General features: G+C 50.0%; 21 protein-coding genes and 2 tRNA genes. 15 read left to right on the forward strand and 8 right to left on the reverse strand.

All coding sequences use genetic code 11. From position 1 onward, the window contains the following. Positions 1 to 125: 125 nt before the first annotated feature. A complete protein-coding gene (yhbY, locus tag XMM312_RS08140; RefSeq protein ID WP_173480234.1) occupies positions 126 to 428 on the reverse strand; it encodes a ribosome assembly RNA-binding protein YhbY in 303 nt (100 codons plus the stop codon). Between the two features lie 98 nt (positions 429 to 526). On the opposite strand from yhbY, the gene rlmE reads away from it, so the two are divergent. From rlmE to pnp, 14 genes are all read left to right on the forward strand, one after another. After that, positions 527 to 1,150 (forward strand): 23S rRNA (uridine(2552)-2'-O)-methyltransferase RlmE, encoded by a 624-nt coding sequence (gene rlmE, locus XMM312_RS08145; protein WP_173480235.1) that lies wholly within the window; start codon positions 527 to 529, stop codon positions 1,148 to 1,150. A 52-nt stretch (positions 1,151 to 1,202) separates the two neighbouring features. Continuing rightward, positions 1,203 to 3,200 (forward strand): ATP-dependent zinc metalloprotease FtsH, encoded by a 1,998-nt coding sequence (gene ftsH, locus XMM312_RS08150; RefSeq protein WP_173489040.1) that lies wholly within the window; start codon positions 1,203 to 1,205, stop codon positions 3,198 to 3,200. A gap of 57 nt (positions 3,201 to 3,257) precedes the next feature. Beyond that, on the forward strand, positions 3,258 to 4,127 hold the full coding sequence (gene folP, locus XMM312_RS08155) for a dihydropteroate synthase (RefSeq protein ID WP_173489041.1): 870 nt from the start codon (positions 3,258 to 3,260) through the stop codon (positions 4,125 to 4,127). Between the two features lies 1 nt (position 4,128). Next, a complete protein-coding gene (gene glmM / locus XMM312_RS08160; protein WP_173489042.1) occupies positions 4,129 to 5,478 on the forward strand; it encodes a phosphoglucosamine mutase in 1,350 nt (449 codons plus the stop codon). A 77-nt stretch (positions 5,479 to 5,555) separates the two neighbouring features. Then, positions 5,556 to 5,918: a preprotein translocase subunit SecG gene (gene secG, locus XMM312_RS08165; protein ID WP_173480239.1), complete on the forward strand. Its 363-nt coding sequence runs from the start codon at positions 5,556 to 5,558 to the stop codon at positions 5,916 to 5,918. A 7-nt stretch (positions 5,919 to 5,925) separates the two neighbouring features. Beyond that, a tRNA-Leu gene (locus XMM312_RS08170) sits at positions 5,926 to 6,010 on the forward strand. 45 nt (positions 6,011 to 6,055) lie between these two features. Continuing rightward, positions 6,056 to 6,132, forward strand: a tRNA-Met gene (locus XMM312_RS08175). Positions 6,133 to 6,367: 235 nt separating this feature from the next. Further along, entirely contained in the window at positions 6,368 to 6,823 is a 456-nt protein-coding gene (rimP, locus tag XMM312_RS08180) for a ribosome maturation factor RimP (RefSeq protein WP_173480240.1), read from the forward strand. A 32-nt stretch (positions 6,824 to 6,855) separates the two neighbouring features. Next, positions 6,856 to 8,349 (forward strand): transcription termination factor NusA, encoded by a 1,494-nt coding sequence (nusA, locus tag XMM312_RS08185; protein WP_173480241.1) that lies wholly within the window; start codon positions 6,856 to 6,858, stop codon positions 8,347 to 8,349. 28 nt (positions 8,350 to 8,377) lie between these two features. Beyond that, positions 8,378 to 10,885: a translation initiation factor IF-2 gene (infB, locus tag XMM312_RS08190; RefSeq protein ID WP_173489043.1), complete on the forward strand. Its 2,508-nt coding sequence runs from the start codon at positions 8,378 to 8,380 to the stop codon at positions 10,883 to 10,885. Positions 10,886 to 10,893: 8 nt separating this feature from the next. Beyond that, positions 10,894 to 11,274: a 30S ribosome-binding factor RbfA gene (gene rbfA, locus XMM312_RS08195; RefSeq protein WP_173480243.1), complete on the forward strand. Its 381-nt coding sequence runs from the start codon at positions 10,894 to 10,896 to the stop codon at positions 11,272 to 11,274. A 1-nt stretch (position 11,275) separates the two neighbouring features. Next, positions 11,276 to 12,220, forward strand: a complete 945-nt coding sequence (gene truB, locus XMM312_RS08200) for a tRNA pseudouridine(55) synthase TruB (protein WP_173480244.1) — start codon at positions 11,276 to 11,278, stop codon at positions 12,218 to 12,220. A gap of 102 nt (positions 12,221 to 12,322) precedes the next feature. Beyond that, positions 12,323 to 12,592, forward strand: coding sequence for a 30S ribosomal protein S15 (gene rpsO, locus XMM312_RS08205; RefSeq protein ID WP_173480245.1), 270 nt, complete (start codon positions 12,323 to 12,325; stop codon positions 12,590 to 12,592). A 179-nt stretch (positions 12,593 to 12,771) separates the two neighbouring features. Next, positions 12,772 to 14,883, forward strand: coding sequence for a polyribonucleotide nucleotidyltransferase (gene pnp, locus XMM312_RS08210; RefSeq protein WP_173482972.1), 2,112 nt, complete (start codon positions 12,772 to 12,774; stop codon positions 14,881 to 14,883). A gap of 301 nt (positions 14,884 to 15,184) precedes the next feature. On the opposite strand, the gene XMM312_RS08215 is transcribed toward pnp, so the two are convergent. Genes XMM312_RS08215 through rsuA form a run of 3 tightly spaced genes read right to left on the reverse strand, consistent with a single transcriptional unit; the run spans position 15,185 to position 17,600 of the window. Further along, positions 15,185 to 15,868 carry a YciC family protein gene (locus XMM312_RS08215; RefSeq protein ID WP_173480247.1) on the reverse strand — a complete coding sequence of 228 codons (684 nt, stop codon included), beginning with the start codon at positions 15,866 to 15,868 and terminating at the stop codon, positions 15,185 to 15,187. Positions 15,869 to 15,874: 6 nt separating this feature from the next. Continuing rightward, a complete protein-coding gene (locus XMM312_RS08220; RefSeq protein ID WP_173489044.1) occupies positions 15,875 to 16,909 on the reverse strand; it encodes a methyltransferase in 1,035 nt (344 codons plus the stop codon). After that, the gene (gene rsuA / locus XMM312_RS08225) at positions 16,902 to 17,600 is read right to left on the reverse strand and encodes a 16S rRNA pseudouridine(516) synthase RsuA (RefSeq protein ID WP_173480249.1); all 699 of its coding nucleotides are present in this window, start codon (positions 17,598 to 17,600) and stop codon (positions 16,902 to 16,904) included. Before rsuA ends, XMM312_RS08220 begins: the two co-directional genes overlap by 8 nt. Positions 17,601 to 17,722: 122 nt before the next feature. Between rsuA and XMM312_RS08230 the strand changes: the two genes are divergently transcribed. Then, entirely contained in the window at positions 17,723 to 18,556 is an 834-nt protein-coding gene (locus XMM312_RS08230) for a 6-carboxytetrahydropterin synthase (RefSeq protein ID WP_173489045.1), read from the forward strand. Here the strand turns inward: XMM312_RS08230 and panC are convergent. From panC to pcnB, 4 genes are read right to left on the reverse strand one after another with little or no spacing between them, the layout of a single operon-like run. Continuing rightward, positions 18,553 to 19,401 carry a pantoate--beta-alanine ligase gene (panC, locus tag XMM312_RS08235; protein WP_173480251.1) on the reverse strand — a complete coding sequence of 283 codons (849 nt, stop codon included), beginning with the start codon at positions 19,399 to 19,401 and terminating at the stop codon, positions 18,553 to 18,555. The two genes, XMM312_RS08230 and panC, sit on opposite strands and share 4 nt — an antisense overlap. A gap of 3 nt (positions 19,402 to 19,404) precedes the next feature. Next, on the reverse strand, positions 19,405 to 20,199 hold the full coding sequence (gene panB, locus XMM312_RS08240) for a 3-methyl-2-oxobutanoate hydroxymethyltransferase (protein WP_173482967.1): 795 nt from the start codon (positions 20,197 to 20,199) through the stop codon (positions 19,405 to 19,407). Between the two features lie 35 nt (positions 20,200 to 20,234). Continuing rightward, on the reverse strand, positions 20,235 to 20,717 hold the full coding sequence (gene folK / locus XMM312_RS08245) for a 2-amino-4-hydroxy-6-hydroxymethyldihydropteridine diphosphokinase (protein WP_173489046.1): 483 nt from the start codon (positions 20,715 to 20,717) through the stop codon (positions 20,235 to 20,237). Between the two features lies 1 nt (position 20,718). Further along, positions 20,719 to 22,152, reverse strand: coding sequence for a polynucleotide adenylyltransferase PcnB (gene pcnB / locus XMM312_RS08250; RefSeq protein ID WP_173489047.1), 1,434 nt, complete (start codon positions 22,150 to 22,152; stop codon positions 20,719 to 20,721). Positions 22,153 to 22,418 lie beyond the last annotated feature (266 nt).

Below are 22,418 nucleotides of genomic sequence, written 5' to 3' on the forward strand. Positions count from 1 at the left end.
GTCTCGTTGCGTAACACTATTTTTTATACGGTTGTTCAACAATCCCTTGTTCACATTTTTGAATAGGGGGTTGGTTACATTTAATTAAGCTGTAAGGCCTGTAATATCAATAAATGAACCAATGGTTAACGCATTAGATTGGAGAGTTTTGGATTTGGTTCATCCGATGCTCTGAATAGCACGGCTACGTTACCGATCTCTTGCACCAGTTCCGCTTCAACGACAGCGACTAGCTCTTTGATCAGTTCGCGCTTTAGGTCACGATCGCCAACGGCGAACTTTACTTTGATCAGTTCGTGATCTTCCAATGCTCGGTCGACTTCTAACTGAACGTTTTCAGTCAGTCCGTTGCCGCCAACCATAACGATTGGGTTTAAAGTGTGTGCACGCGTGCGAAGACGCTTTTTTTGATCAGTTGTTAAGCTCATATTAGAATTAGTGCCTTAAATTTGGTGGGCGTTACAATTTCTTCATTTTAACCCCTTTGTTGCATGCATCATAGAGTGATGCTTTCTAGGAACATCCCTTGGCAAGATCTAAAAGCAGTGGTCGTTGGTTAAAAGAGCATTTTGACGATCAATACGTAAAGCGTTCTAAAGATGATGGGTACCGTTCACGCGCTTGCTATAAGTTGATGGAAGTGAATGATAAAGACCATCTGTTAAAGCCTGGAATGACGGTTGTCGATCTGGGCGCTGCGCCAGGTGGTTGGTCTCAAGTGGCGGCCGAAATCGTGGGTGACTCTGGTCGTGTAGTGGCTTCAGACATTCTTGAGATGGCTCCGCTGGGCGGAGTTACATTCGTTCAGGGTGACTTTACTGAAGATTCCGTCTTCGAGGAGATCCTCTCTGCGATAGGAGATGAGCCAGTAGACCTTGTAATTTCAGATATGGCCCCCAATATGAGTGGTAATGCATCATCGGATCAGCCAGCTGCGATGTACTTGGTGGAGTTGGCGTTGGATATGGCGCGTCAGATACTGAAACCGAACGGCAACTTTTTGGTGAAAGTATTTCAGGGTGAAGGGTTTGATCCCTACCTTGCAGAACTGCGCAGTAGCTTTAAATCGGTGGTCACCCGTAAGCCAGATTCATCTCGCGCGCGTTCGCGTGAGGTCTATCTGCTCGGAAAAGGTTTTAAAGACGTATAGCTTTTAAACAGAGCTTTCGTTTTAGTTTATAGAGGGTAAGAAGTTGAACGATATGGCAAGAAATTTGGTGCTATGGTTAGTGATTGCAGCCGTACTGCTAACCATCTTTAATAATTTTAGCGCCGAGACCGAGAGCGGCCGCCTGAGCTACTCTGACTTTGTGGCAGAGGTTCAATCAGGCCGTATTGAGCGTGTGACGGTTGATGGTTTTACCATCGAAGGTGTGCGTCAGAATGGCGATCGTTTTGAAACCGTTCGCCCAGCGATCTCGGATCCCAAGCTGATTGATGACCTTCTAGAGCACAATGTCGTCGTTGAAGGCAAAATGCCTGAGCAGCAGAGTCTATGGCAGCAGCTGCTCGTCGCGACCTTCCCGATTCTTATCATCATTGCCATCTTCATGTTCTTTATGCGTCAAATGCAGGGCGGTGCCGGCGGTAAAGGCGGCCCTATGTCTTTCGGTAAATCGAAAGCGCGCATGATGAGTGAAGATCAGATCAAAACAACCTTCGAAGATGTCGCAGGTGTAGAAGAGGCCAAAGAGGAAGTTGCTGAGTTGGTCGACTACCTTCGCGATCCAGGTAAATTCCAGCGTTTAGGTGGCCATATCCCTCGTGGTGTCCTAATGGCAGGTAACCCTGGTACCGGTAAGACGCTGCTTGCTAAGGCGATTGCTGGCGAAGCTAAGGTGCCTTTCTTCAGTATCTCGGGTTCTGACTTCGTTGAGATGTTTGTCGGTGTCGGTGCGTCACGCGTGCGTGACATGTTTGATCAAGCTAAGAAACATGCGCCTTGTATTATCTTCATCGACGAGATTGATGCGGTCGGTCGTTCACGTGGTGTCGGTCTTGGCGGTGGTAATGACGAGCGCGAACAGACGTTGAACCAGCTTCTTGTCGAGATGGATGGTTTCGAAGGCACTGAGGGTATCATCGTGATCGCGGCAACCAACCGTCCCGATGTGCTTGACCCTGCTCTGCTACGTCCAGGTCGTTTTGACCGTCAGGTGCACGTTGGTCTGCCTGATATTCAAGGTCGTGAAAAAATTCTTAAAGTCCACATGCGCAAAGTTCCGCTGGGTGATGATGTTAAGCCTGAGTTGATTGCGCGTGGTACGCCGGGCTTCTCGGGTGCTGATTTGGCTAACCTGGTTAACGAAGCAGCCCTGTTTGCCGCACGCGATAGCCGTCGCACTGTCGGTATGGAGCAGTTCGAGAAAGCGAAAGATAAGATCATGATGGGTGCTGAGCGCCGCTCTATGGTCATGTCTTACAAAGAGCGTCTGAATACGGCATTCCACGAGGCAGGTCACGCGATTGTCGGTCGTCTGATGCCTGAGCATGATCCTGTCTACAAAGTGTCTATCATCCCGCGTGGTCGTGCGTTGGGTGTGACGATGTTCCTTCCTGAAGAGGATCGCTACTCGTTCAGTCGTCAGGGCATTATCTCGCAAATCTGTTCGCTTTACGGTGGCCGAATTGCGGAAGAGATGACACTGGGTAAAGAGGGGGTAACAACCGGTGCCTCAAACGATATTCAGCGTGCGACTCAGCTTGCGCGCAACATGGTGACGCGTTGGGGTCTGACCGATGAGTTGGGTCCACTGCTCTACGGTGATGAAGATGATGATCCATTTGGTCGCGGCATGGGGCAGCCATCTAAACCGATGTCGGGTGAAACTCAGAACAAGATCGATGCCGAAGTTCGCAAAATCATCGATGAGTGCTACCAGAAGGCTTACCAAATTCTGACGGATAACCGTGATATCCTTGACTCAATGTGTGAAGCGTTGATGACCTACGAGACGATCAGCAGCGATCAAATTGATCAGTTGATGGCGCGTCAAGAGGTGACTCCACCAGAGGGTTGGAACGATTCTCAAGAGCGTGTTGATGCCGTCAAAGAGGAAGAGGCGGCTAACAGTTCTGAGTCTGTCGCTGAGTCTGATGTGCCAGAAGTAGATCAGGATGATCAAGCTTCTCAATCTAACGAGGGTCAGTCGGGTTGGGGCGATCCTCAAGATGATCAAAAAGACGAGCCCAAACAGTAATATCGTGATTCACAAAAGCCCTCACTCGTGAGGGCTTTTTCGTTGTTTGCAGAGTGTATGAATAAAGGTAGAAATGTGACGCAGCTACAGTGTGCCGGTCGAGTACTCGATCTCTCTAAAGCGCAGGTAATGGGTATTCTTAACGTGACGCCTGACTCCTTTTCGGATGGCGGTCACCTCTATCAACACTCTGCGCTCTCGATTGATAAAGCGCTCCAGCATGCCCAGCAGATGGTTAACGACGGCGCGACGATTGTTGATATCGGCGGTGAATCGACTCGTCCTGGTGCCGCTGAAGTCAGTGAGCAGGAGGAGATGGATCGCGTTTTGCCTGTTCTGGAACGAATCAATGCCGAGATCGATGTGGTCGTCTCCATCGATACCAGCTCGGCTCAATTGATTTCAGAATCGGCCAAGCTAGGGGCTGGTCTCATTAATGATGTTAGAGCTCTAGGGCGTGAAGGCGCGCTAGAGGCTGCTGCAAAAACGGATCTGCCAATCTGTCTGATGCATATGCAGGGTAGCCCGGCGACAATGCAGCGACAGCCAGAGTATGCCGATGTGGTCTCTGAGGTGATGGATTTTCTCGATCAGCAGTTAGATCGGTGTATGGCTGCAGGGATTGCGAAAGAACGATTAATCGTAGATCCCGGTTTTGGGTTTGGCAAAACCTTGCAACATAATTTACAGTTACTCAATCGCTTGGATAAATTATTGGACTTAGGCGTGCCTGTGTTATCGGGCACCTCTAGAAAAACCATGGTGGGCCAGGTGCTTAACCGTGAGGCTGACCAGCGACTCTTTGGTAGTCTTGCAACCGTTGCGCTCGCGGTTGAGCGCGGTGCAAGAATTATTCGTGTGCATGATGTTTTAGCAACCGTCGATATGGTTCGTATGACGGAAGCCGTTTTAAAGGAAGGGATCTAAATTGGGTCGTCGCTATTTTGGTACAGATGGTATTCGTGGACAGGTAGGAACCTTTCCTATCACCCCAGATTTTGTGTTGAAGCTCGGGTGGGCTGTGGGCCGTGTGTTTGCCCGTGAAGGACGTAGTAAAGTCCTGATTGGAAAAGATACTCGAATCTCCGGTTATATGTTTGAGTCAGCGCTTGAGGCAGGCCTGTCTGCCGCAGGTGTTGATGTTTTGTTGCTAGGACCTATGCCAACGCCAGCGATCGCTTATCTAACCCGTACCTTCCGCGCTGATGCCGGTATTGTGATCAGTGCTTCGCACAACCCCTATGATGACAATGGTATTAAGTTCTTCAGCTCGGCGGGCACTAAGCTGCCAGATGATGTCGAAGAACGCATTGAAGCGCAGCTTGATCTGGCTATGACTACGGTCAGCTCAGCCGAATTAGGTAAGGTTCGTCGAGTCAATGATGCCGCTGGGCGATACATTGAGTTCTGTAAGTCGACTGCAGCGGGTTGTTTGAATTTAGCAGGCCTTAAGGTTGTCGTTGATTGTGCCAACGGTGCTGGTTATCACATTGCGCCTAAGGTCTTTGCTGAGCTAGGCGCTTCAGTCATCGAGATTGGTACCGATCCCGATGGCTTAAATATTAATGAGCATTGTGGTGCAACGGCGCCTAAAGCACTTCAGGCTAAAGTGCTTGAAGCGGAAGCGGATCTGGGTGTTGCGTTAGATGGTGATGCCGATCGATTGATTCTTGTTGACCATAAGGGAGAGATCGTCGATGGCGATGAGATCCTCTTCATCATTGCCCAGGCGTTACAGCAGAGCGGTGAGTTGCATGGCGGTGTCGTTGGTACGCTGATGACTAATCTTGGTTTAGAGCAAGCGCTGGCAAAAATGGATATTCCGTTCGTGCGAGCTAAAGTGGGCGATCGCTATGTATTAGAGCAGCTCGCAGAGCACGACTGGAATTTGGGTGGCGAAGGGTCAGGTCACATTGTCTGTCGTAATATTCTACCGACGGGTGATGCGACCATTGCCGCTGTTCAGGTGCTTAAAGCGGTCGTGCAGTCAGGCAAAACGATTAATCAGCTGAAGCACGGTATGCAAAAACTACCGCAGAAGATGATCAACGTGCGCTTGGCTAAGAAGGTAGATATCGCATCTTCGCCAGCCGTGGCAGAGCATGTTGCAGCAGCCGAGGCGCGTTTGGCTGATCGTGGTCGCGTATTGCTACGTCCCTCCGGGACTGAGCCTGTGGTCCGTGTTATGGTTGAAGGCTCCGATCTTGATGAGGTGGATCAGGTCTGTGAGACACTGGCGGGGCAGGTTGAAAAAGAGCTGCAGGCGCTTGTATCTTGACGGGTGCTCGGGTAAGATTTGCGCCTCTTTTAAATGGCACCCCTGTTTTCGGTGCGTAATTAAGGTTTAAAGCTAGAATGGAAACCATCGTTCTTATCATTCACGTATTGCTTGCAGCAGCGGTTATCGGCCTGATTCTTATTCAGCAGGGTAAGGGTGCAGAAGCGGGTGCGTCATTTGGTGGTGGTGCCTCTCAAACTGTTTTCGGTAGCCAGGGTAGCGGTAGCTTCCTAGGTCGCGTTACAGCCATTCTTGCTGCGGGTATCTTTGTAACCAGCTTCGTTTTGGCTGTGTTCGCGAAAGAGAAAGCCGCGTCTGTTGGTGATGCAGGTATCCCTGATGCTGCAACGATTGAAGCGGCTGCCCAGGTTGAGCAAGCGTCAACAACGGAACTGCCTGTTGTGTCGGAATCAGAGATTCCAACAGCAGGAGACAATTAAAAGTTTAGCCCAGGTGGTGGAATTGGTAGACACGCTATCTTGAGGGGGTAGTGTCTTAGGACGTGCCGGTTCGAGTCCGGCTCTGGGCACCAAGTTGTAAACGCAGTGGGTGAAGCGTAAAATTTACCTGTTTTTGATGCGGGGTGGAGCAGCCTGGTAGCTCGTCGGGCTCATAACCCGAAGGTCGTCAGTTCAAATCTGGCCCCCGCTACCAACTTTACGTTGGGTATTTGTGAAAATCCTGAAGACTAGTTTTGACGGGTTTTTACTACCACTTTTAGGATGTTACATCCTTGTTTGGTAAGCCCCTTTATGGGGCTTTTTCGTAGCTATTTGATGGCCGCGTCCAAACAGAAGACAGTGATATCTGCCTTCCGTACATGGTGGTAGATAAGTCAAAAATGGGTCTATATGACCCATTTTTTGTTTTTGAAATTTATAGGTGAACAGTGTCAGCAAAATTAAAGCTGTTACAAGAGTTGATTGATCCAGTTGTGCAGGGCTTAGATTTGGAGCTTTGGGGGCTGGAGTACAACGCGTCAGGTAAAAATAGCCTGTTGCGTATCTATATAGATGGCCCTAACGGAGTGTCGGTCGATGACTGTGCGCGCGTTAGCCAGCAGGTGAGTGCTGTGATGGATGTAGAAGACCCCATCTCAGAGAACTACACCCTTGAAGTCTCATCCCCAGGGATGGATCGTCCCCTTTACACTCTAGAGCAATTCGCTGCGTATGCTGGCCATACGATTCAACTGCGTCTGCGCTCGCCGTTTGAGGGGCGTCGCAAGTTTAAAGGGATTCTTAACGGCATCGAAGGCGAAGATGTGCTTTTGGTCGTTGATGATCACGAATATTTGTTACCGCATGACCTGATCGATCGGGCCAATGTGGTGCCGCAATTTTAATCCGCTTTGACTATTAGGAGCGAAGAACTGATATGAATAAAGAGATTCTACTGGTTGCTGAAGCCGTCTCTAACGAAAAAGATGTCCCGAAAGCGGTCATCTTTGAGGCGATTGAAGTCGCGCTGGCAACAGCCACTAAGAAGCGCTACGACGAAGAAGCTGATATCCGAGTGGTTATCGACCGTGCAACGGGCGATTATGACACCTTCCGCCGTTGGTTGGTTGTGGATAACGAAGCGGTTCCTGCACTGGGTACCGAGTTGACCATGCAAGAGGCAGAAGAGATCGACACTAATCTGCAGCCTGGTGATTACCACGAAGAGCAGGTTGAGTCGGTTGCATTCGGTCGTATCGCAGCTCAAACAGCGAAGCAAGTTATCGTACAAAAAGTCCGTGAGGCTGAGCGCGCTAAAGTAGTTGATCTTTACCGTGATCGCCAGGGCGAATTGATCGCGGGTACTGTTAAGAAAGTGACTCGCGACAATGTGATTGTTGATCTGGGTAACAACGCAGAAGCACTTCTGCCACGTGAAAACCTACTACCTCGTGAAATCTTCCGTATGGGTGAGCGTGTTCGCGCGGTGCTTCAAGAAGTTCGTTCTGAAGGTCGCGGCCCACAGCTTATCCTTAGCCGTACTTCAAACGAGATGTTGATCGAACTCTTCTCTATCGAAGTGCCAGAGATCGCCGAGCAGATGATTGAGATCCGTGCAGCGGCTCGTGATCCAGGTGCTCGCTCTAAGATCGCTGTTAAGACTCAGGATCGTCGTCTAGATCCTGTAGGTGCCTGTGTTGGTATGCGCGGTGCGCGTGTTCAAGCCGTCTCTGATGAGTTGGGTGGTGAGCGTGTCGATATCATCCTTTGGGACGACAACCCTGCGCAGCTTGTGATCAATGCAATGGCGCCTGCTGAAGTCGCTTCGATCGTTATGGACGAAGAGACTCACTCAATGGACGTCGCGGTTGATGAAGATGCTTTGGCGATGGCGATCGGTCGTGCCGGTCAGAACGTTCGTCTAGCAGCAGAGTTGACTGGTTGGGAACTGAACGTGATGAGCGAAGCGGAAGCGGCGTCTAAACACGAGTCTGAAGTGGGTAAAACAGTGGATCTGTTCATCAAGCACCTTGATGTCGACAGCGACCTTGCTGAGATCCTAGTTGCTGAGGGCTTCACCACGCTTGAGGAAGTTGCCTACGTACCGGCTAACGAAATGCTTGAGATCGAAGAGTTTGACGAGGAGATCGTTGACGCCCTTCGTGAACGCGCAAAAGATGCACTGCTTAACCTTGCAATTGCAGGTGAAGAGCAACTTGGCGATGTAGAGCCAGCAGAAGACCTCCTAACTATGGAAGGTATGGAACGTACCCTAGCGTACACATTAGCAAGCCGTGGTGTGGTTACCATGGAAGATCTTGCAGAACAGTCTATTGAAGAGCTGCTAGACATTGAAGGCATGACCGAAGAGCGCGCAGGTGAGTTGATTATGACAGCGCGTGCACCTTGGTTTGCAGAAGATCAGCAGTAATTAGACAACGGAAAAGGAGAACCCATTTATGGCAGAAGTAACGATTAAACAGCTTGCCGATGTGGTTGGTGTATCCGTTGAGCGTTTGTTAACACAGATGCAGGAAGCGGGAGTCGAAGGTAAATCCAACGATTCAACTGTCACAGAGATAGAGCGTCAGCAGCTATTAGCCCATTTGAAACGCAGTCACGGCGAAGATGCCGATGACGTTGGCGCACCGAAGAAGATCACGCTTAAGCGTAAGACAACCTCTACGCTGAAAGTGGGCGGTGCCGGCAGTCGTAAAACCGTTAACGTTGAAGTGCGTAAAAAGCGTACCTACGTGAAACGTACAGAGATTGAACAGGCTCCAGAAGCTCCAGCAGTGGAAGAGACTCCAGTGGCAGCGCCTGAACCACAGGTTGAAGCACAGGTTATTGAAGCGGCACCAGAGGTGGCGGTTGAAACAGCTGCAGAGCCTAAAGTGGAAGCGCCAAAAGCGGAAGTTAAAGAGGCTGCTGAGCCGGTTAAAGCTGAAGAGCCTAAACCTGAGCCAGTGGTTGAAACGCCGGTTGAGAAGAAACCAGCTGCGGAACCTAAAACTGAAAATCCTCGCAACAAGAACAAGCAGCGCGATGAGCGCCGTAACAACCAGCGTGATAACGACGATCGTCGTAAGTCGAAAGGTCGTGGTAATGGCACGCTGAACGCTCGTCCGGGTAAAGGCGGTAAGCCAGGTCGTGGTAAGCCAATGCGTCAAGGCGATAACCAGCACGGCTTTAAAGAGCCGACGACTGCGATTGTTCATGAAGTCTCTATTCCAGAGAGCATCACGGTTGCTGATCTGGCTAAGAAGATGTCGATCAAAGCGGCTGAAGTGATCAAGGTGATGTTCAAGATGGGTGCGATGGCAACCATCAACCAGCCAATCGACCAAGATACTGCGATCCTTGTGGTAGAAGAGATGGGCCACAAAGCGGTGCCTATGGTTGAGAACGCGATCGAAGATGAGTTGATGGAGTCGGTGGCCGCTCACAGCGGTGAGTCTGTGACACGTGCTCCGGTTGTTACTGTTATGGGTCACGTTGACCACGGTAAAACATCCCTGCTCGATTACATCCGTTCAACACGCGTAGCCTCTGGCGAGTCTGGCGGTATTACCCAGCACATCGGTGCTTACCACGTTGAGACTGACAACGGCATGGTGACCTTCCTAGATACTCCTGGACACGCCGCGTTCACCGCTATGCGTGCCCGTGGTGCCTCTTTGACGGATATCGTTGTCCTGGTAGTTGCCGCAGATGATGGTGTGATGCCACAGACTGAAGAGGCGGTTCAGCACGCTAAAGCGGCTGGTGTACCTCTTGTAGTTGCGGTCAACAAGGTCGATAAAGAGGAAGCGGATCCAGATCGAGTTAAGAACGAGCTGGCTCAACGTGATGTTATTCCTGAAGATTGGGGCGGCGATGTTCAGTTCTGTCCAGTCTCTGCTAAAACAGGTCAGGGCATTGATGAGCTGCTTGAAGCGATCCTTCTTCAATCAGAAATTCTTGAGCTTGAAGCAGTTCCAGATGCGCCAGGTACAGGTGTTGTCGTTGAATCACGTCTAGATAAAGGTCGTGGTCCGGTTGCTACGCTACTGGTTCAAAACGGTACCCTTAAGCGCGGTGATATCGTACTAGCTGGTCTTCACTACGGTCGTGTACGTGCCATGCTTGATGAAAACGGCAACCCGCTAGAAGCGGGTGGCCCTGCGATTCCTGTTGAGATTCAAGGTCTAGACGGAACGCCAGATGCAGGTGAAGACTTCACCGTAGTATCCACTGAGAAGAAAGCGCGTGAAATCGCTCTATTCCGTCAGGGTAAATACCGTGAAGTTAAACTGCAGCGTCAGCAACAGGCGAAACTTGAGAACCTATTCTCGAACATGGAAGCGGGTGAAGTTAAGTCGCTTAACATCGTCCTTAAGACCGACGTTCGAGGCTCTCTAGAGGCGCTGACTAGCTCACTAGAAGATCTCTCTACCGATGAAGTAAAAGTGAACATCGTCTCTGGCGGTGTTGGTGGTATCGGTGAAACCGATGCTAACCTTGCGTTGGCCTCCTCAGCGATCCTAATCGGCTTTAACGTTCGTGCAGACGCTCAGGCGCGTGCGATTGTTGAGCGTGAAGAGATGGAGCTTCGCTACTACAGTGTTATCTACGACATCATCGATGACGTGAAACAGGCGATGAGTGGTCTACTCTCTCCTGAGTTCAAAGAGGAGATTGTTGGTATTGCTGAAGTTCGTGATGTCTTCCGTGCGCCTAAGATCGGTGCGGTTGCCGGTTGTATGGTTATCGAAGGTACAATCTTCCGTAATAAACGCATCCGTGTCCTACGTGATAACGTCGTTATCTACGAAGGTGAGCTTGAGTCACTGCGTCGCTTTAAAGACAACGTCAACGAAGTTCGTCAGAACATGGAGTGTGGTATCGGCGTGAAGAACTACAACGATGTTAAAGTCGGCGACCAGATTGAGGTTTACGACACAGTTGAAGTTCAACGTACCATCTAAGAGGTTGTATGGCTCGCGATTTTAAACGCACAGACCGAGTAGGGGACCAGATCCAGCGTGATTTGGCGACCCTTATTCAGCGTGAGATTAAAGATCCACGCATTGGAATGGTGACGATTAACCACGTCAAAGTAGCGAAAGACTTAGGCTATGCGGATGTCTACATTACCGTTCTCCCACTGGGTGAACAGGATGAGGCGGAAGCGACCAAGCAGAGCCTAGAGGTGCTTAAGCAGGCTGCAGGTTTCCTTCGTGCTGAACTGGCAAAAGGCATCTCACTGCGAGTCATGCCGGCGTTACGTTTCCATTATGACGAGAGCATTCATCGCGGTCGTCACCTAACGAGCTTGATCGAGAAGGCTCGCCGTCTCGAAGATAACGAGGGCTAACATGGCTCGACGTAAAAAAGGACGCCGCATTGACGGCGTCTTTTTGCTTGATAAGCCTCAGGGCATCAGCTCGAATGCTGCCCTGCAGAAGGTAAAACGTCTGTATGACGCAGCGAAAGCGGGTCACACAGGCGCACTAGACCCTCTAGCTACCGGTATGTTGCCCATCTGTTTGGGTGAAGCGACTAAGTTTTCACAGTTTCTTCTCGATTCTGATAAGCGCTATATCACAACGGCAAAGCTAGGGGTTCGCACTGACAGCAGTGATGCTGATGGCGAAGTGATCGAAACTAAGCCTGTTCCTGAGTTAGATCGAGACGCGTTAAACGATCTGATTCAAGCCAAATTCTCTGGCGAAATCGAACAGGTTCCATCGATGTTCTCGGCCTTAAAGCACAATGGCCAGCCGCTTTACAAGCTGGCGCGCAAAGGTGAAAAGGTCGAAGTTAAGCCGCGTCAGGTATGCATTTACGAGATCAAACTGCTGGATCTGCGTGCTGATGAGATTGATCTTGAGGTGCACTGTTCTAAAGGCACCTATATTCGCTCCATCGTCGAAGACCTAGGTCTGGCACTTGGCTGTGGTGCGCATGTCAGTATGTTGCGACGGCTTGCCGTGGCTACCTACGATCGAAGCGCAATGCTGACACTCGAACAGTTGAATGAGATTGCACAACATCGTGAGTCAGATCAGTCGTTAGAGTGCATACAAATGCGTTTAGATGCGCTATTATTGCCGCCCTGGAGTGCAGTGGAGTCATTGCCTTCAATCGAATTACCCGCAGATTTAGCAAATCGTCTTCTGCAGGGGCAACGTTTAGGGGAGTTATTCTCAGAGCGCGGCCTCGTCAGACTCTTTGCTGAAGAGCGATTCTTAGGTATGGCTGAAGTGGATGATGAGGGGCGATTACGCGCTCGTCGACTACTCGATACCTCTGAAAACTGATTTACCCTCAAGGGTATGACGCTTCACTGAAAATATGCTCGGTGTTGCGCGACTTAACCCGCAGCCTAGGCTGTGTGCATATTGCTAATAGGAGATAAAACAATGGCATTGTCTGTTGAAAAGAAAGCTGAAATCGTTGCAGCGTACGGTCGTGGTCAGAACGATACTGGTTCACCAGAAGTTCAAGTTGCCCTTCTAACTGCAAACATTGAAGGCCTTCAGGGTCACTTCAAAGCGAACAAGCAGGATCACCACTCACGTCGTGGTCTAATTCGTATGGTTAACCAGCGTCGTAAGCTGCTGGACTACCTTAAGAAGAAAGATGCTACTCGCTACGTTGAGTTGATCGGTCGTCTAGGTCTTCGTCGCTAAGAGCTAGATACCCAGTTAGGGCCATACTTAGTATGGCCCTTTCTACTTTAAACCCTCCGCAAAACCAAATGATCTGACAGCCTGTACTCACTTGAGTTTACTGAATTCAACTGAGTACTGGCTTTAAAAGAGTGAAGATCAGGGGACGCGGAACATAGTTAATTACTAGGAGTTAATCGATGTTTAACACGGTTACTAAAACGTTCCAGTTCGGTAATGACACCGTAACGATCGAAACTGGTAAGGTCGCTCGTCAGGCGACTGGTGCAGTTATGGTTACTGTTAACGAAAAGACACAGGTTCTGTGTACTGTCGTTGGCGCAAAAACAGCGAAAGAGGGACAAGACTTCTTCCCACTTTCAGTGCACTACCAAGAGAAATACTACGCAGTTGGCCGTATCCCTGGTGGCTTCTTCAAACGTGAAGGCCGTCCAACTGAGAAAGAGACACTAACGTCTCGTCTAATCGACCGCCCAATTCGTCCACTGTTCCCTAAAGGGTTCATGAACGAAGTTCAGGTGGTGTGTACTGTGGTCTCTTCTGATAAGAATGTTGATCCAGATATCGCTGCAATGATCGGTACCTCTGCAGCACTCACCATCTCTGGTATCCCATTTGTTGGCCCAATCGGTGCAGCACGTGTGGGCTTCACGGAAGATGAAGGTTACATCCTTAACCCAACCTACGAAGCGCTAGCAAACTCTGAACTAGACATGGTCGTAGCGGGTACCAACGAAGCGGTACTGATGGTTGAGTCAGAAGCGAAAGAGCTTAGCGAAGATGAGATGCTAGGTGCGGTTCTATTTGCTCACCAAGAGATGCAAGTGGTTATCAACGCCGTTAACGAATTTGCCGCCGAAGCCGCTAAACCTAAGTGGGATTGGCAGCCAGCTGCTAAAAACGAAGCGCTGACTGATGCGATTACTGCTGCATTCGGTGCACAGGTTGAAGCAGCCTTCCAAGTAGCAGACAAGATGGAGCGTCAAGACACGCTTAAAGCACTTCGCGATGCCGCTGTAGAGCAGTTTGCAACAGGTGAAGAGGGCGCACCAGGCGCTGGTGAAGTCTCTAAAGTATTCGCGTCTATCGAGAAAGCAACTGTACGTGAGCGCATCCTTAGCGGTCAGCCACGTATTGACGGTCGTGACGGTAAAACCGTTCGTCCAATCGAAGTGGAAGTGGGCGTTCTTAAAAACGTACACGGTTCAGCTCTGTTCACTCGTGGTGAAACTCAGGCAATCGTTACCTGTACACTGGGTACAAGCCGTGACGTACAGATCATCGATGCGCTTGAAGGCGAGCGTCGTGATCCATTCATGCTTCAGTACAACTTCCCTCCATACTCTGTTGGTGAAGCTGGCCGTATGGGTGGTGCAGGTCGTCGTGAAATCGGTCACGGTCGTCTGGCTCGTCGTGGTGTCTCTGCGGTACTTCCAACTCAGGAAGCCTTCCCATACACCATGCGTCTTGTTTCTGAGATCACTGAATCAAACGGTTCATCATCAATGGCCTCTGTCTGTGGCTCTTCACTTGCCATGATGGATGCGGGTGTACCAGTCAGTTCAGCGGTTGCCGGTATCGCAATGGGTCTGGTTAAAGAGGGCGATCGTTTCGCTGTCCTAACCGATATCCTGGGTGACGAAGACCACCTAGGTGATATGGACTTTAAAGTAGCGGGTACCGAAGCGGGTGTTACAGCTCTGCAGATGGATATCAAGATCACGGGTATCACTGAAGAGATCATGGAGATCGCTCTAGAACAGGCACTGGACGCTCGTGTTCACATCCTACGTGAGATGGCGAAAGTGATCGGTTACGCTCGTCCAGAACTGGCTGACCACGCTCCTGCCATGACTCAGCTTAAAGTGAACCCAGAGAAGATCCGCGACGTTATCGGTAAAGGTGGTGCAACTATCCGCTCTATTACTGAAGAGACAGGCGCTTCAATCGATCTAGATGACGACGGTACTGTTCGTATCTACGCAGACAACAAAGCAGCTTCACAAGCAGCTGTTGACCGTGTTGTTGCGATCACTGCAGAAGCAGAGATCGGCAAGATCTACGAAGGTAAGGTTGTTCGCATCGAAGAGTTCGGCGCATTCGTTAACATCCTTCCTGGTAAAGATGGTCTAGTACACATTTCACAGATCGCTAAAGAGCGCGTGAACGCAGTAACTGACTACATCAACATGGATGACGTCATTAAAGTTAAAGTACTGGACGTCGATAACCGCGGCCGTATCAAGCTTTCAATGAAAGATCTTGAAGAGGACGAAACTGCAGAGAACTAATCACTGCTGATTCGCACTAAAAAAACCGCCTTTATGGCGGTTTTTTGTTGGAGCGGTCTTAAAAAGGCCGCGATTGTTTTAGAAAGCAGATGACAGGCTAAAGCCAGTCACTGGAGCGCTGATCTTCCTACGAAGTATGGTGACTGGCCTTCAGCCTGTCACCCGCTGTTGAAATCGATCGGGGTTTCAGCAGAGCTGAATTCCCTCCTACAATAGGACTTCGCGATAAGCCCGCAACGGAGTCCTACTGTAGGAGCGAATTGCCCCGAAGGGCAAACCGTGAAAAGATGCTCCAACACCATTAAAGAACCGAAGGTTCATCCTCAACCGGCTCTTTATCACGCCATGCGCGGTAGACGCGATAGGCGTAGATGGTGCCTAGGACATTTAGGAAGTCTAGGGTGACTGAGATCAGCATCGAGATCATGCTGCTTGGATCGACCATCGGCGATAGGATCACCTCTAGAATGAACAGGCCACCAAAGATCAGAGCCAGACCTTTGAACATGGTCCAGAACAGGCCGTCAGTGCCTTCCCAGCTCTCTTTCATCGAGTCGATTGGCCCTTTACCTTCAATGACACAGATGGCGTTAGCCAGGGCTAAGCGAACGGCTATATAGATACCGGGGGCGATCAGCAACATGAGTCCCAGTGCTGTTACCAATGCCGAAAGCACGAAGGTTAAAAATAGTCTGCCCCAGCAGCGGAATGCCATAAACCAGCTTTGCGTGGTTGTGATCGAACCTCCATCGATGACGGCTTGCATATAGAAGATGGTCGCCGCTAGGTAGATAGGAACAAACAGCATGTCCATACCGGTTAGCAGAATCAGCTGTGCCTGCATGTTGCTCGACTCATCCACTCCGGAAATAGTGCTCATCTGGATGATCATCAGAATGATCAGAAACGGCAGTTGAATGCTCAATAGAGCACTGAAGTTGGAACGGAAGAAGAAAAACGATTGTTGTAGATAATCTTTAGTCATAAAACTCTAGCGCTTAGGCTTAGTCAGTAAATAGGTGCAAAAATGTCCTGTATCTTGGTCAAGCTCGACAGACTCGAAGTAGCTTGATGCGATACGTTTCAGTGGTACATGCTGGTTCACGACGAAACAGGCTTTCCCCTCTGCTGCTAACAGTCTAGCGGCATTTCTCGAAAAGCGGTCAGTTAAATCGTAATCGATCCCAAAACCACTATGAAAGGGCGGGTTACATAGTATCAGATCGTACTCAGAGGCCAACTCTTCACCGGCATTGGTTAAGCAAACTTCAGCCTGAAAGTTCGCTGCTGCCAAGGTTGCTTGCGTCGCTTTGATTGCTGCTGCGTTATTGTCAGTCGCTGTGATGAAAGATGCTTGGCTACAGGAAGCGAGAGTAAGATAACCTGATCCACAGCCCAGGTCTAACACACGATCGGCTCCAATCGGTAGCGGACGATTGAGGATATAAGGTAGGCGCTCAATCAGCTGCTGGCTACCTTGGTCGATTTTTTTCCAACCATATACACCGGGCTTTGATAGTAGTGAGTATTCACTTACTTTGGAAACCTCTCGGACTTGATGATAGTCTTGATCATCTAACGGTGTGCCTGTTGCCTGGCCTACTGTGAGTTCGACCCTCCAGCTATCGCCGCCCAATTTAACCTCAGAGCGATCACCGTTTAGGCATTTTTGGCCATTTTTGGCGTAGCTTTTTATCCCTTCTGATTTATCACCCAACAAGATTAGGCGAGCACCGGACTTTAACTGCTCTGCTGCCAAATTGATGAGATGATTAACAACCGCCTTCTCTTTGCTGATGCGATACAGAATAAGATCAGTGGTTAAGTCTGTAGGCCACTCAAAATCAGAGAGTGAGCATTGCCAGCCTTGAGCGCAAAGTGCTTGTTGCTGATCAAAGCGGTTGGTCAGAGCCTGCCAACCGGAGGCGGCTTGAACTGTTTTTGGGTTGAGGTTTTCATCAACAATCAGAAGGCCGTTTGGATTGGCTTGAATCTCCTGATTGATGAGCGATTCGAAGTTAGCCATTAAAGATGCTGGCTACCTCGTCGTCAGTGAGCTCTCGCCACTCACCCTCATAGAGATCATCATCCAGTGCGATCGGTCCAATCGATTCGCGATGCAGCTCTTCTACTTTGTTACCCAGTGCTGCGAACATGCGCTTTACTTGGTGGTAGCGTCCTTCGAACAGCTCCACTCTGGCTACCTGCTCAGAGAGAATCTCTAATTTTGCCGGTTTAGTGAGCTCTTTCTCACCATTAAGCTGAATACCGCGCTCGAATTTCTCGATGTAGCTCTCATCAATCGGGTCTGCCAAGGTCGCTTCATAGATCTTACCCAGCTTATGACGTGGCGAGGTGATACGGTGACACCACTGCCCGTTATCACTGAGCAGTACTAACCCTGTTGTATCAACATCTAACCGACCGGCAATGGTTAGGTTATCAACACGGGGCAGCTCGATTAGACCCAACACCGATGCATGATCCCCTTCGTCGTGTGAGCAGACGTAACCCAGGGGTTTATTAAGCATGATGTAGCGATCACGCGGGGCTTCAATTTCGTAGCCGTCCAGAATGACTTCATCCTCTTCAGCCACTTTGCGTGCGGGGTTCTTTTCGAGTTCGCCATTCACTCGTACCTCTTCAGCGTGCAGCATGCGCTTCACCTCTTTACGAGAGAAACCGGTGGATTGAGCAAGGTACTTATCGAGTCGCATAGGAAGGGTTCACCTGAATTAAGATTTTTGCATTATACCGGAGCAGCCAGTGGCTGCGAACAATCAGGTGATTTCTTATCCCGATTCGCTAAAATAGCAGCACAAACTGTTAGGAGTCGTGTGTGAAGCTATTTGTTGATGATCTTACCCATGTTGATTTTACCTATCTGGACGCACAACGCGGTCTTGTGGGTGAGTCCTGGGCTGTCCGTTTAGAGCTGGACGGCCAATTAAACGATGAGGGGATGATTGTCGATTTTGGCATCGTTAAAAAGCGCGTGAAACAGTGGTTTGATGCTGGCTTAGATCACTCGTTAGTGATTGCCGATAAGACAGCTAACCTAAAGGTGACTACAGCAGAACAGAACACGACTGTGGAGTGGCTCTACCCATCGGGTGAGCCCCTTCGTTGCAGCGCGCCACATCAAGCGTTTGAGATCCTTCCCGTGGATGCGATAGAGCCTGAACCCGTCGCTCGTTGGTGTGAACAGGAGTTAGCTGCGATCTTTCCAACGGTCAGTGGTATCAAAGTGACTCTATACCCTGAGGTGATTGACGGTGCCTACTACCATTACACACACGGTCTACAGAAGCATGAGGGTAACTGCCAACGTATCGCTCATGGACACCGCTCAAGAATCCATATTCTAGTTGATGGTGAGCGTGATCTAGCACTTGAAGCGCAGTGGGCAAAGCGCTTTGAAGATATCTACATAGGGACAGAAGATCACGTTGTCAGTCGCACTGAACAGTCTGTCGATTTTGCCTACCAAGCACCCCAGGGGACATTCAGCCTAACGCTTCCTACCTCAGTGGTCTACATGATCGACACGGAATCTACCGTGGAGTTGATCGCCAATCACCTGGCGCAAACCATTGCTGCAACCCTACCTGGCAAACAGATTGAAGTGCGTGCGTTTGAGGGGATTGGTAAGGGTTCGATCGCAACGGCTTAGCGATCGAACTCCAGATTATCAATTAGACGAGCGTGACCCAAATAGGCGGCCGCTAAAATCACCAATTGAGTGTCATCCGGTGTCGCCGGCTGAAGCGTATTGCGATTAACGATATGCACGTAATCACGACGGAACCCTGCCTCTTCTAGTGCTTCACTCGCTTTGACCTGTAGCACTGCAAACTCGTTGCTACCCGCTTGAACCTGATCACGGATTTGGCTCAGTTGCTGGTAGAGCGCTGGCGCTGCAGCCAGTTCGCTGTCGGTTAGATAACCGTTACGAGAGCTCAGGGCTAAACCTGAGTCAGCACGGGCTGTCTCTTCCCCAACAATCTCAATGGGCATCGATAGATCATCGACCATACGGCGGATCACGTGCAGCTGTTGAAAGTCTTTCCGACCAAATACCGCTAGGTCAGGTTGGACCAAATTAAACAGTTTGTTGACGATGGTCGTGACACCGCGGAAGTGTCCGGGGCGGCTAGCACCGCAGTAAAGATTAGAGACTTCTGGTACTTCAACAAAGGTCTGTGAATCACGACCCTTTGGGTAGACCTCTGCCTCAGCTGGCGCAAACAGCAGATCACAGCCAAACTCTTTCAGACTTGCCTGATCCTCTTCAAGGGTGCGCGGGTATCGTTCCAAGTCGTCAGCGTTATTAAACTGTAACGGGTTAACGAAGATCGATGAGACAACAAAGTCTGAAAGCTCGCGAGCCCGAATCAAAAGATTTAAGTGACCTTGATGAAGGTTGCCCATGGTCGGCACGAAGCCGATCTTTTTACCTGCAGCACGTGCTGCAGTGACCGCAGCTCGAAGCTCGGCAATGGTCGTAACGGTTTTCATAGATTATTCGAAACTGTGCTCTGGGCCAGGGAATGTGCCGCTTTTAACGTCGGCAACGTACTGTTCAATCGCCTCTTGGATCGAGCCAGCACCTTCCATAAAGTTTTTAACGAATTTGGGACGCCGTCCAGGTGTAATACCTAGCAGATCATGCATTACAAGCACTTGAGCATCGGTAAGATTACCTGCACCGATGCCAATCACTGGGATGTCGAGGTTTTTAGTGATTTCACAGGCCAGTAGGGTTGGCACACACTCTAACACCAGCATATCTGCGCCTGCGTCCTGTAAGCGCTGAGCGTCCTCAAGCATCAACGTCGCAGCATGATTGTCGCGTCCCTGTACCTTGTATCCACCCAATTTATTGACCGATTGTGGTGTTAAACCTAGGTGTGCGCAGACAGGTACGCCTTGGCGGCTGAGTGCTGAAATGGTGTCAGTTAACCAAGCACCGCCTTCCAATTTGACTATGTGGGCACCTGCACGCATCAGTTTTGCGGCACTCTCTTCCGCTTGCTGAGTGTTTGAGTAGCTCATAAAGGGCAGGTCAGACACGATCAGCGACCCTTGGTTGCCCATAGCCACCGCGCGAGTGTGGTAGGCCATATCGTCAACCGTTACCGGCAGTGTGCTGGATTCACCTTGCAGAACCATGCCCAATGAATCACCGACCAGTATCAGGTCTACGCCAGCACTGCTGGCGACATGGGCGAAGGTTGCATCGTAAGCAGTTAGAACCGCAAACTTCTCTCCCGCCTGTTTTTTCTCAATTAAACGGTGCAGGCTTGGTGTGCTCATTTAATCAGTCTCTCTATTCGATAAGATGCGCACTATTATAGTGCGATTGGTTCCAGTGTGCCCATAGGACATTCCAGCAAAATTTCGCTTAGGTGATCACCATTTGGTAGCACTAAATTGGGTTCAATCTCAGCGAGAGGGTAGAGGACAAAGCTTCTCTCACGCATAAAAGCGTGGGGTACAGTAAGCCGCTCAGTGTTAATGACTTGATCACCAAAGAGTAAAATATCCAGATCTAAGGTTCTCGGCCCCCAGTGTTGCACTCGAACACGATCATGGGACTGCTCTATCGCTTGCAGTTCATCCAACAGTTGTTCAGCTTCTAAGCTTGTCTCGAGGCAAGCAACCGCATTGATGTAGTCGGGTTGTCCAGGAGGACCCACTGGATCTGAGCGATAGAGTCTGGAGTGCTCTACTAGCTTAGAGTTGGGAATCGCCTGAAGTTCTCGCAGAGCGTCAGCCACCTGCTGTAGAGGATTCTCTAAATTGCTGCCCAATCCAATATAGGCGCGAATCATCTTATGACTGCTCTTTTGGCTTACGATTAGGACGGCGACGGCGAGAGCGTTTGCGGCGCTCTTCAGCGGGTATCTGAGGACGAGCATTGGGTTGGCTGTTCTGGTATTCGGTCCACCAACCACTGATTCCGTTAAGATCTTCACCACTCTCTTCACGCAACACTAATAGATCGTAGCCAGCACGGAAGCGAGGGTGCTCCATTAGTTGATCGGCACGATCGCGGCGCATTAGACGGTGCTGCATCTCCCAGATTTCACGAATCGTCGTGGAGAAACGTCTTGGAATGGCAGTCGCTCGGACCTGTTCACCTAGGATCTGATTAGCGGCCTCGTGAAGTCGCTGTAGAGGCGGTAGGTCTTTGTGTCCTTCAAGATCACGCATGCGATCCACCAGCGGGTACCAAAGCATCGCTGCAAATAGAAAAGCGGGGTTGACGCTCTTATCCTGAGCAAGGCGGCGATCAGTATTGCGTAACGCATTGTTAACTAGCTGCTCAACTGGGTACTCATCGCTACCTAACATGCGATCAGTGGCCGGTAGAAGGTACTTAAATAGATCAAAACGGAGCAGTTGGCGAAGGCAGGCTTCGCCGTAACCGGTTTGTAATAGCTTAAGTACTTCATCAAACATGCGAGCAGGAGCTACTTTGCTGATTAAGCCACCCAGTTTATGAATCGGTTGGGCGGTGTCGGGGTCGATATCAAAGCTCAGTTTTGCAGCAAAGCGAGCGGCGCGCAGCATGCGAACAGGGTCTTCACGGTAGCGCTCTTCAGCATCGCCGATGATGCGAATACGCTTCTCAAGAAGATCTGGGTAGCCATTAGCGAAGTCGTAAACGGAGTTGTCTTCAACGTTGTAGTAGAGCGCGTTAATCGAGAAGTCGCGGCGCTTTGCATCCTCTTCGATCGTGCCGTAGACATTATCACGCAGCAGCATGCCAGAGGCGGCCTGTCGTGATTGATCCTTAGAGGTTGAAACGCTGTCGTGTCCGGCACGGAAAGTGGTGACTTCGATGATCTCTCGACCAAAACGGACGTGGACGATCTTGAAGCGGCGACCAATAAGTCGAGCACGCTTAAATAGGGGTTCTGCTTGCTCAGGGGTTGCGGAGGTAGCAACGTCAAAATCTTTAGGGTTTTTGCCGACCAGAAGATCGCGTACACAGCCACCGACTAGATAGCCATCGTAGCCGTTATCAAGCAAACGGTAGACGACACGCATGGCATTGTCATCCAGAGCGTGGCGAGGAATGTTATGGATCGACTCGGGAACAACGCGACGTTCACCTTCCGGCAAAATGGCTGTGACTAGATCATCCGCTTGGGTGTTTTCAATATTGGCTTCAGTGATCGGTGCCGCTTTAGTACGAAGCGCAAAATAGAGGCCAGCAATCGCGGCAATGCCCAAAAGGAACAGAACAATTTGAGAAGTCATTTAAAAACAGTTCGAGTCAAAATACAAAGGCGCTAGTCTACCAGTAGTTAGTAAGAATTAATAACCGGTCTGAAAATGTCTTATATAAAATGAATTTTAGAGGGGTAGGATTTGCGTTTGGGGGTTCGAGCGTGAGGCTGCCACCAATAATTTGGTGTTATTTTTATTGTCCCTTGCGGTGACAGTCCTCACGATCGAGTAATGCTCCATTTTTATTTTTATTCGGAGCAGGTATTTCGTCGGCACCTTTTGCTCTTGTTATTTTT

Origin of the sequence: Marinobacterium sp. xm-m-312, from assembly GCF_013283295.1 — a bacterium.
GTDB lineage: Bacteria > Pseudomonadota > Gammaproteobacteria > Pseudomonadales > Balneatricaceae > Marinobacterium_E.

What these genes read in the sequence shown, in the direction of transcription:
- yhbY (WP_173480234.1), bottom strand. Translation starts at nt 428, where the DNA reads ATGAGCTTAACAACTGATCAAAAAAAGCGTCTTCGCACGCGTGCACAC.
- ftsH (WP_173489040.1), top strand. Translation starts at nt 1,203, where the DNA reads ATGGCAAGAAATTTGGTGCTATGGTTAGTGATTGCAGCCGTACTGCTA.
- folP (WP_173489041.1), top strand. Translation starts at nt 3,258, where the DNA reads ATGAATAAAGGTAGAAATGTGACGCAGCTACAGTGTGCCGGTCGAGTA.
- secG (WP_173480239.1), top strand. Translation starts at nt 5,556, where the DNA reads ATGGAAACCATCGTTCTTATCATTCACGTATTGCTTGCAGCAGCGGTT.
- nusA (WP_173480241.1), top strand. Translation starts at nt 6,856, where the DNA reads ATGAATAAAGAGATTCTACTGGTTGCTGAAGCCGTCTCTAACGAAAAA.
- infB (WP_173489043.1), top strand. Translation starts at nt 8,378, where the DNA reads ATGGCAGAAGTAACGATTAAACAGCTTGCCGATGTGGTTGGTGTATCC.
- rbfA (WP_173480243.1), top strand. Translation starts at nt 10,894, where the DNA reads ATGGCTCGCGATTTTAAACGCACAGACCGAGTAGGGGACCAGATCCAG.
- truB (WP_173480244.1), top strand. Translation starts at nt 11,276, where the DNA reads ATGGCTCGACGTAAAAAAGGACGCCGCATTGACGGCGTCTTTTTGCTT.
- rpsO (WP_173480245.1), top strand. Translation starts at nt 12,323, where the DNA reads ATGGCATTGTCTGTTGAAAAGAAAGCTGAAATCGTTGCAGCGTACGGT.
- pnp (WP_173482972.1), top strand. Translation starts at nt 12,772, where the DNA reads ATGTTTAACACGGTTACTAAAACGTTCCAGTTCGGTAATGACACCGTA.
- XMM312_RS08215 (WP_173480247.1), bottom strand. Translation starts at nt 15,868, where the DNA reads ATGACTAAAGATTATCTACAACAATCGTTTTTCTTCTTCCGTTCCAAC.
- XMM312_RS08220 (WP_173489044.1), bottom strand. Translation starts at nt 16,909, where the DNA reads ATGGCTAACTTCGAATCGCTCATCAATCAGGAGATTCAAGCCAATCCA.
- rsuA (WP_173480249.1), bottom strand. Translation starts at nt 17,600, where the DNA reads ATGCGACTCGATAAGTACCTTGCTCAATCCACCGGTTTCTCTCGTAAA.
- panC (WP_173480251.1), bottom strand. Translation starts at nt 19,401, where the DNA reads ATGAAAACCGTTACGACCATTGCCGAGCTTCGAGCTGCGGTCACTGCA.
- panB (WP_173482967.1), bottom strand. Translation starts at nt 20,199, where the DNA reads ATGAGCACACCAAGCCTGCACCGTTTAATTGAGAAAAAACAGGCGGGA.
- folK (WP_173489046.1), bottom strand. Translation starts at nt 20,717, where the DNA reads ATGATTCGCGCCTATATTGGATTGGGCAGCAATTTAGAGAATCCTCTA.
- pcnB (WP_173489047.1), bottom strand. Translation starts at nt 22,152, where the DNA reads ATGACTTCTCAAATTGTTCTGTTCCTTTTGGGCATTGCCGCGATTGCT.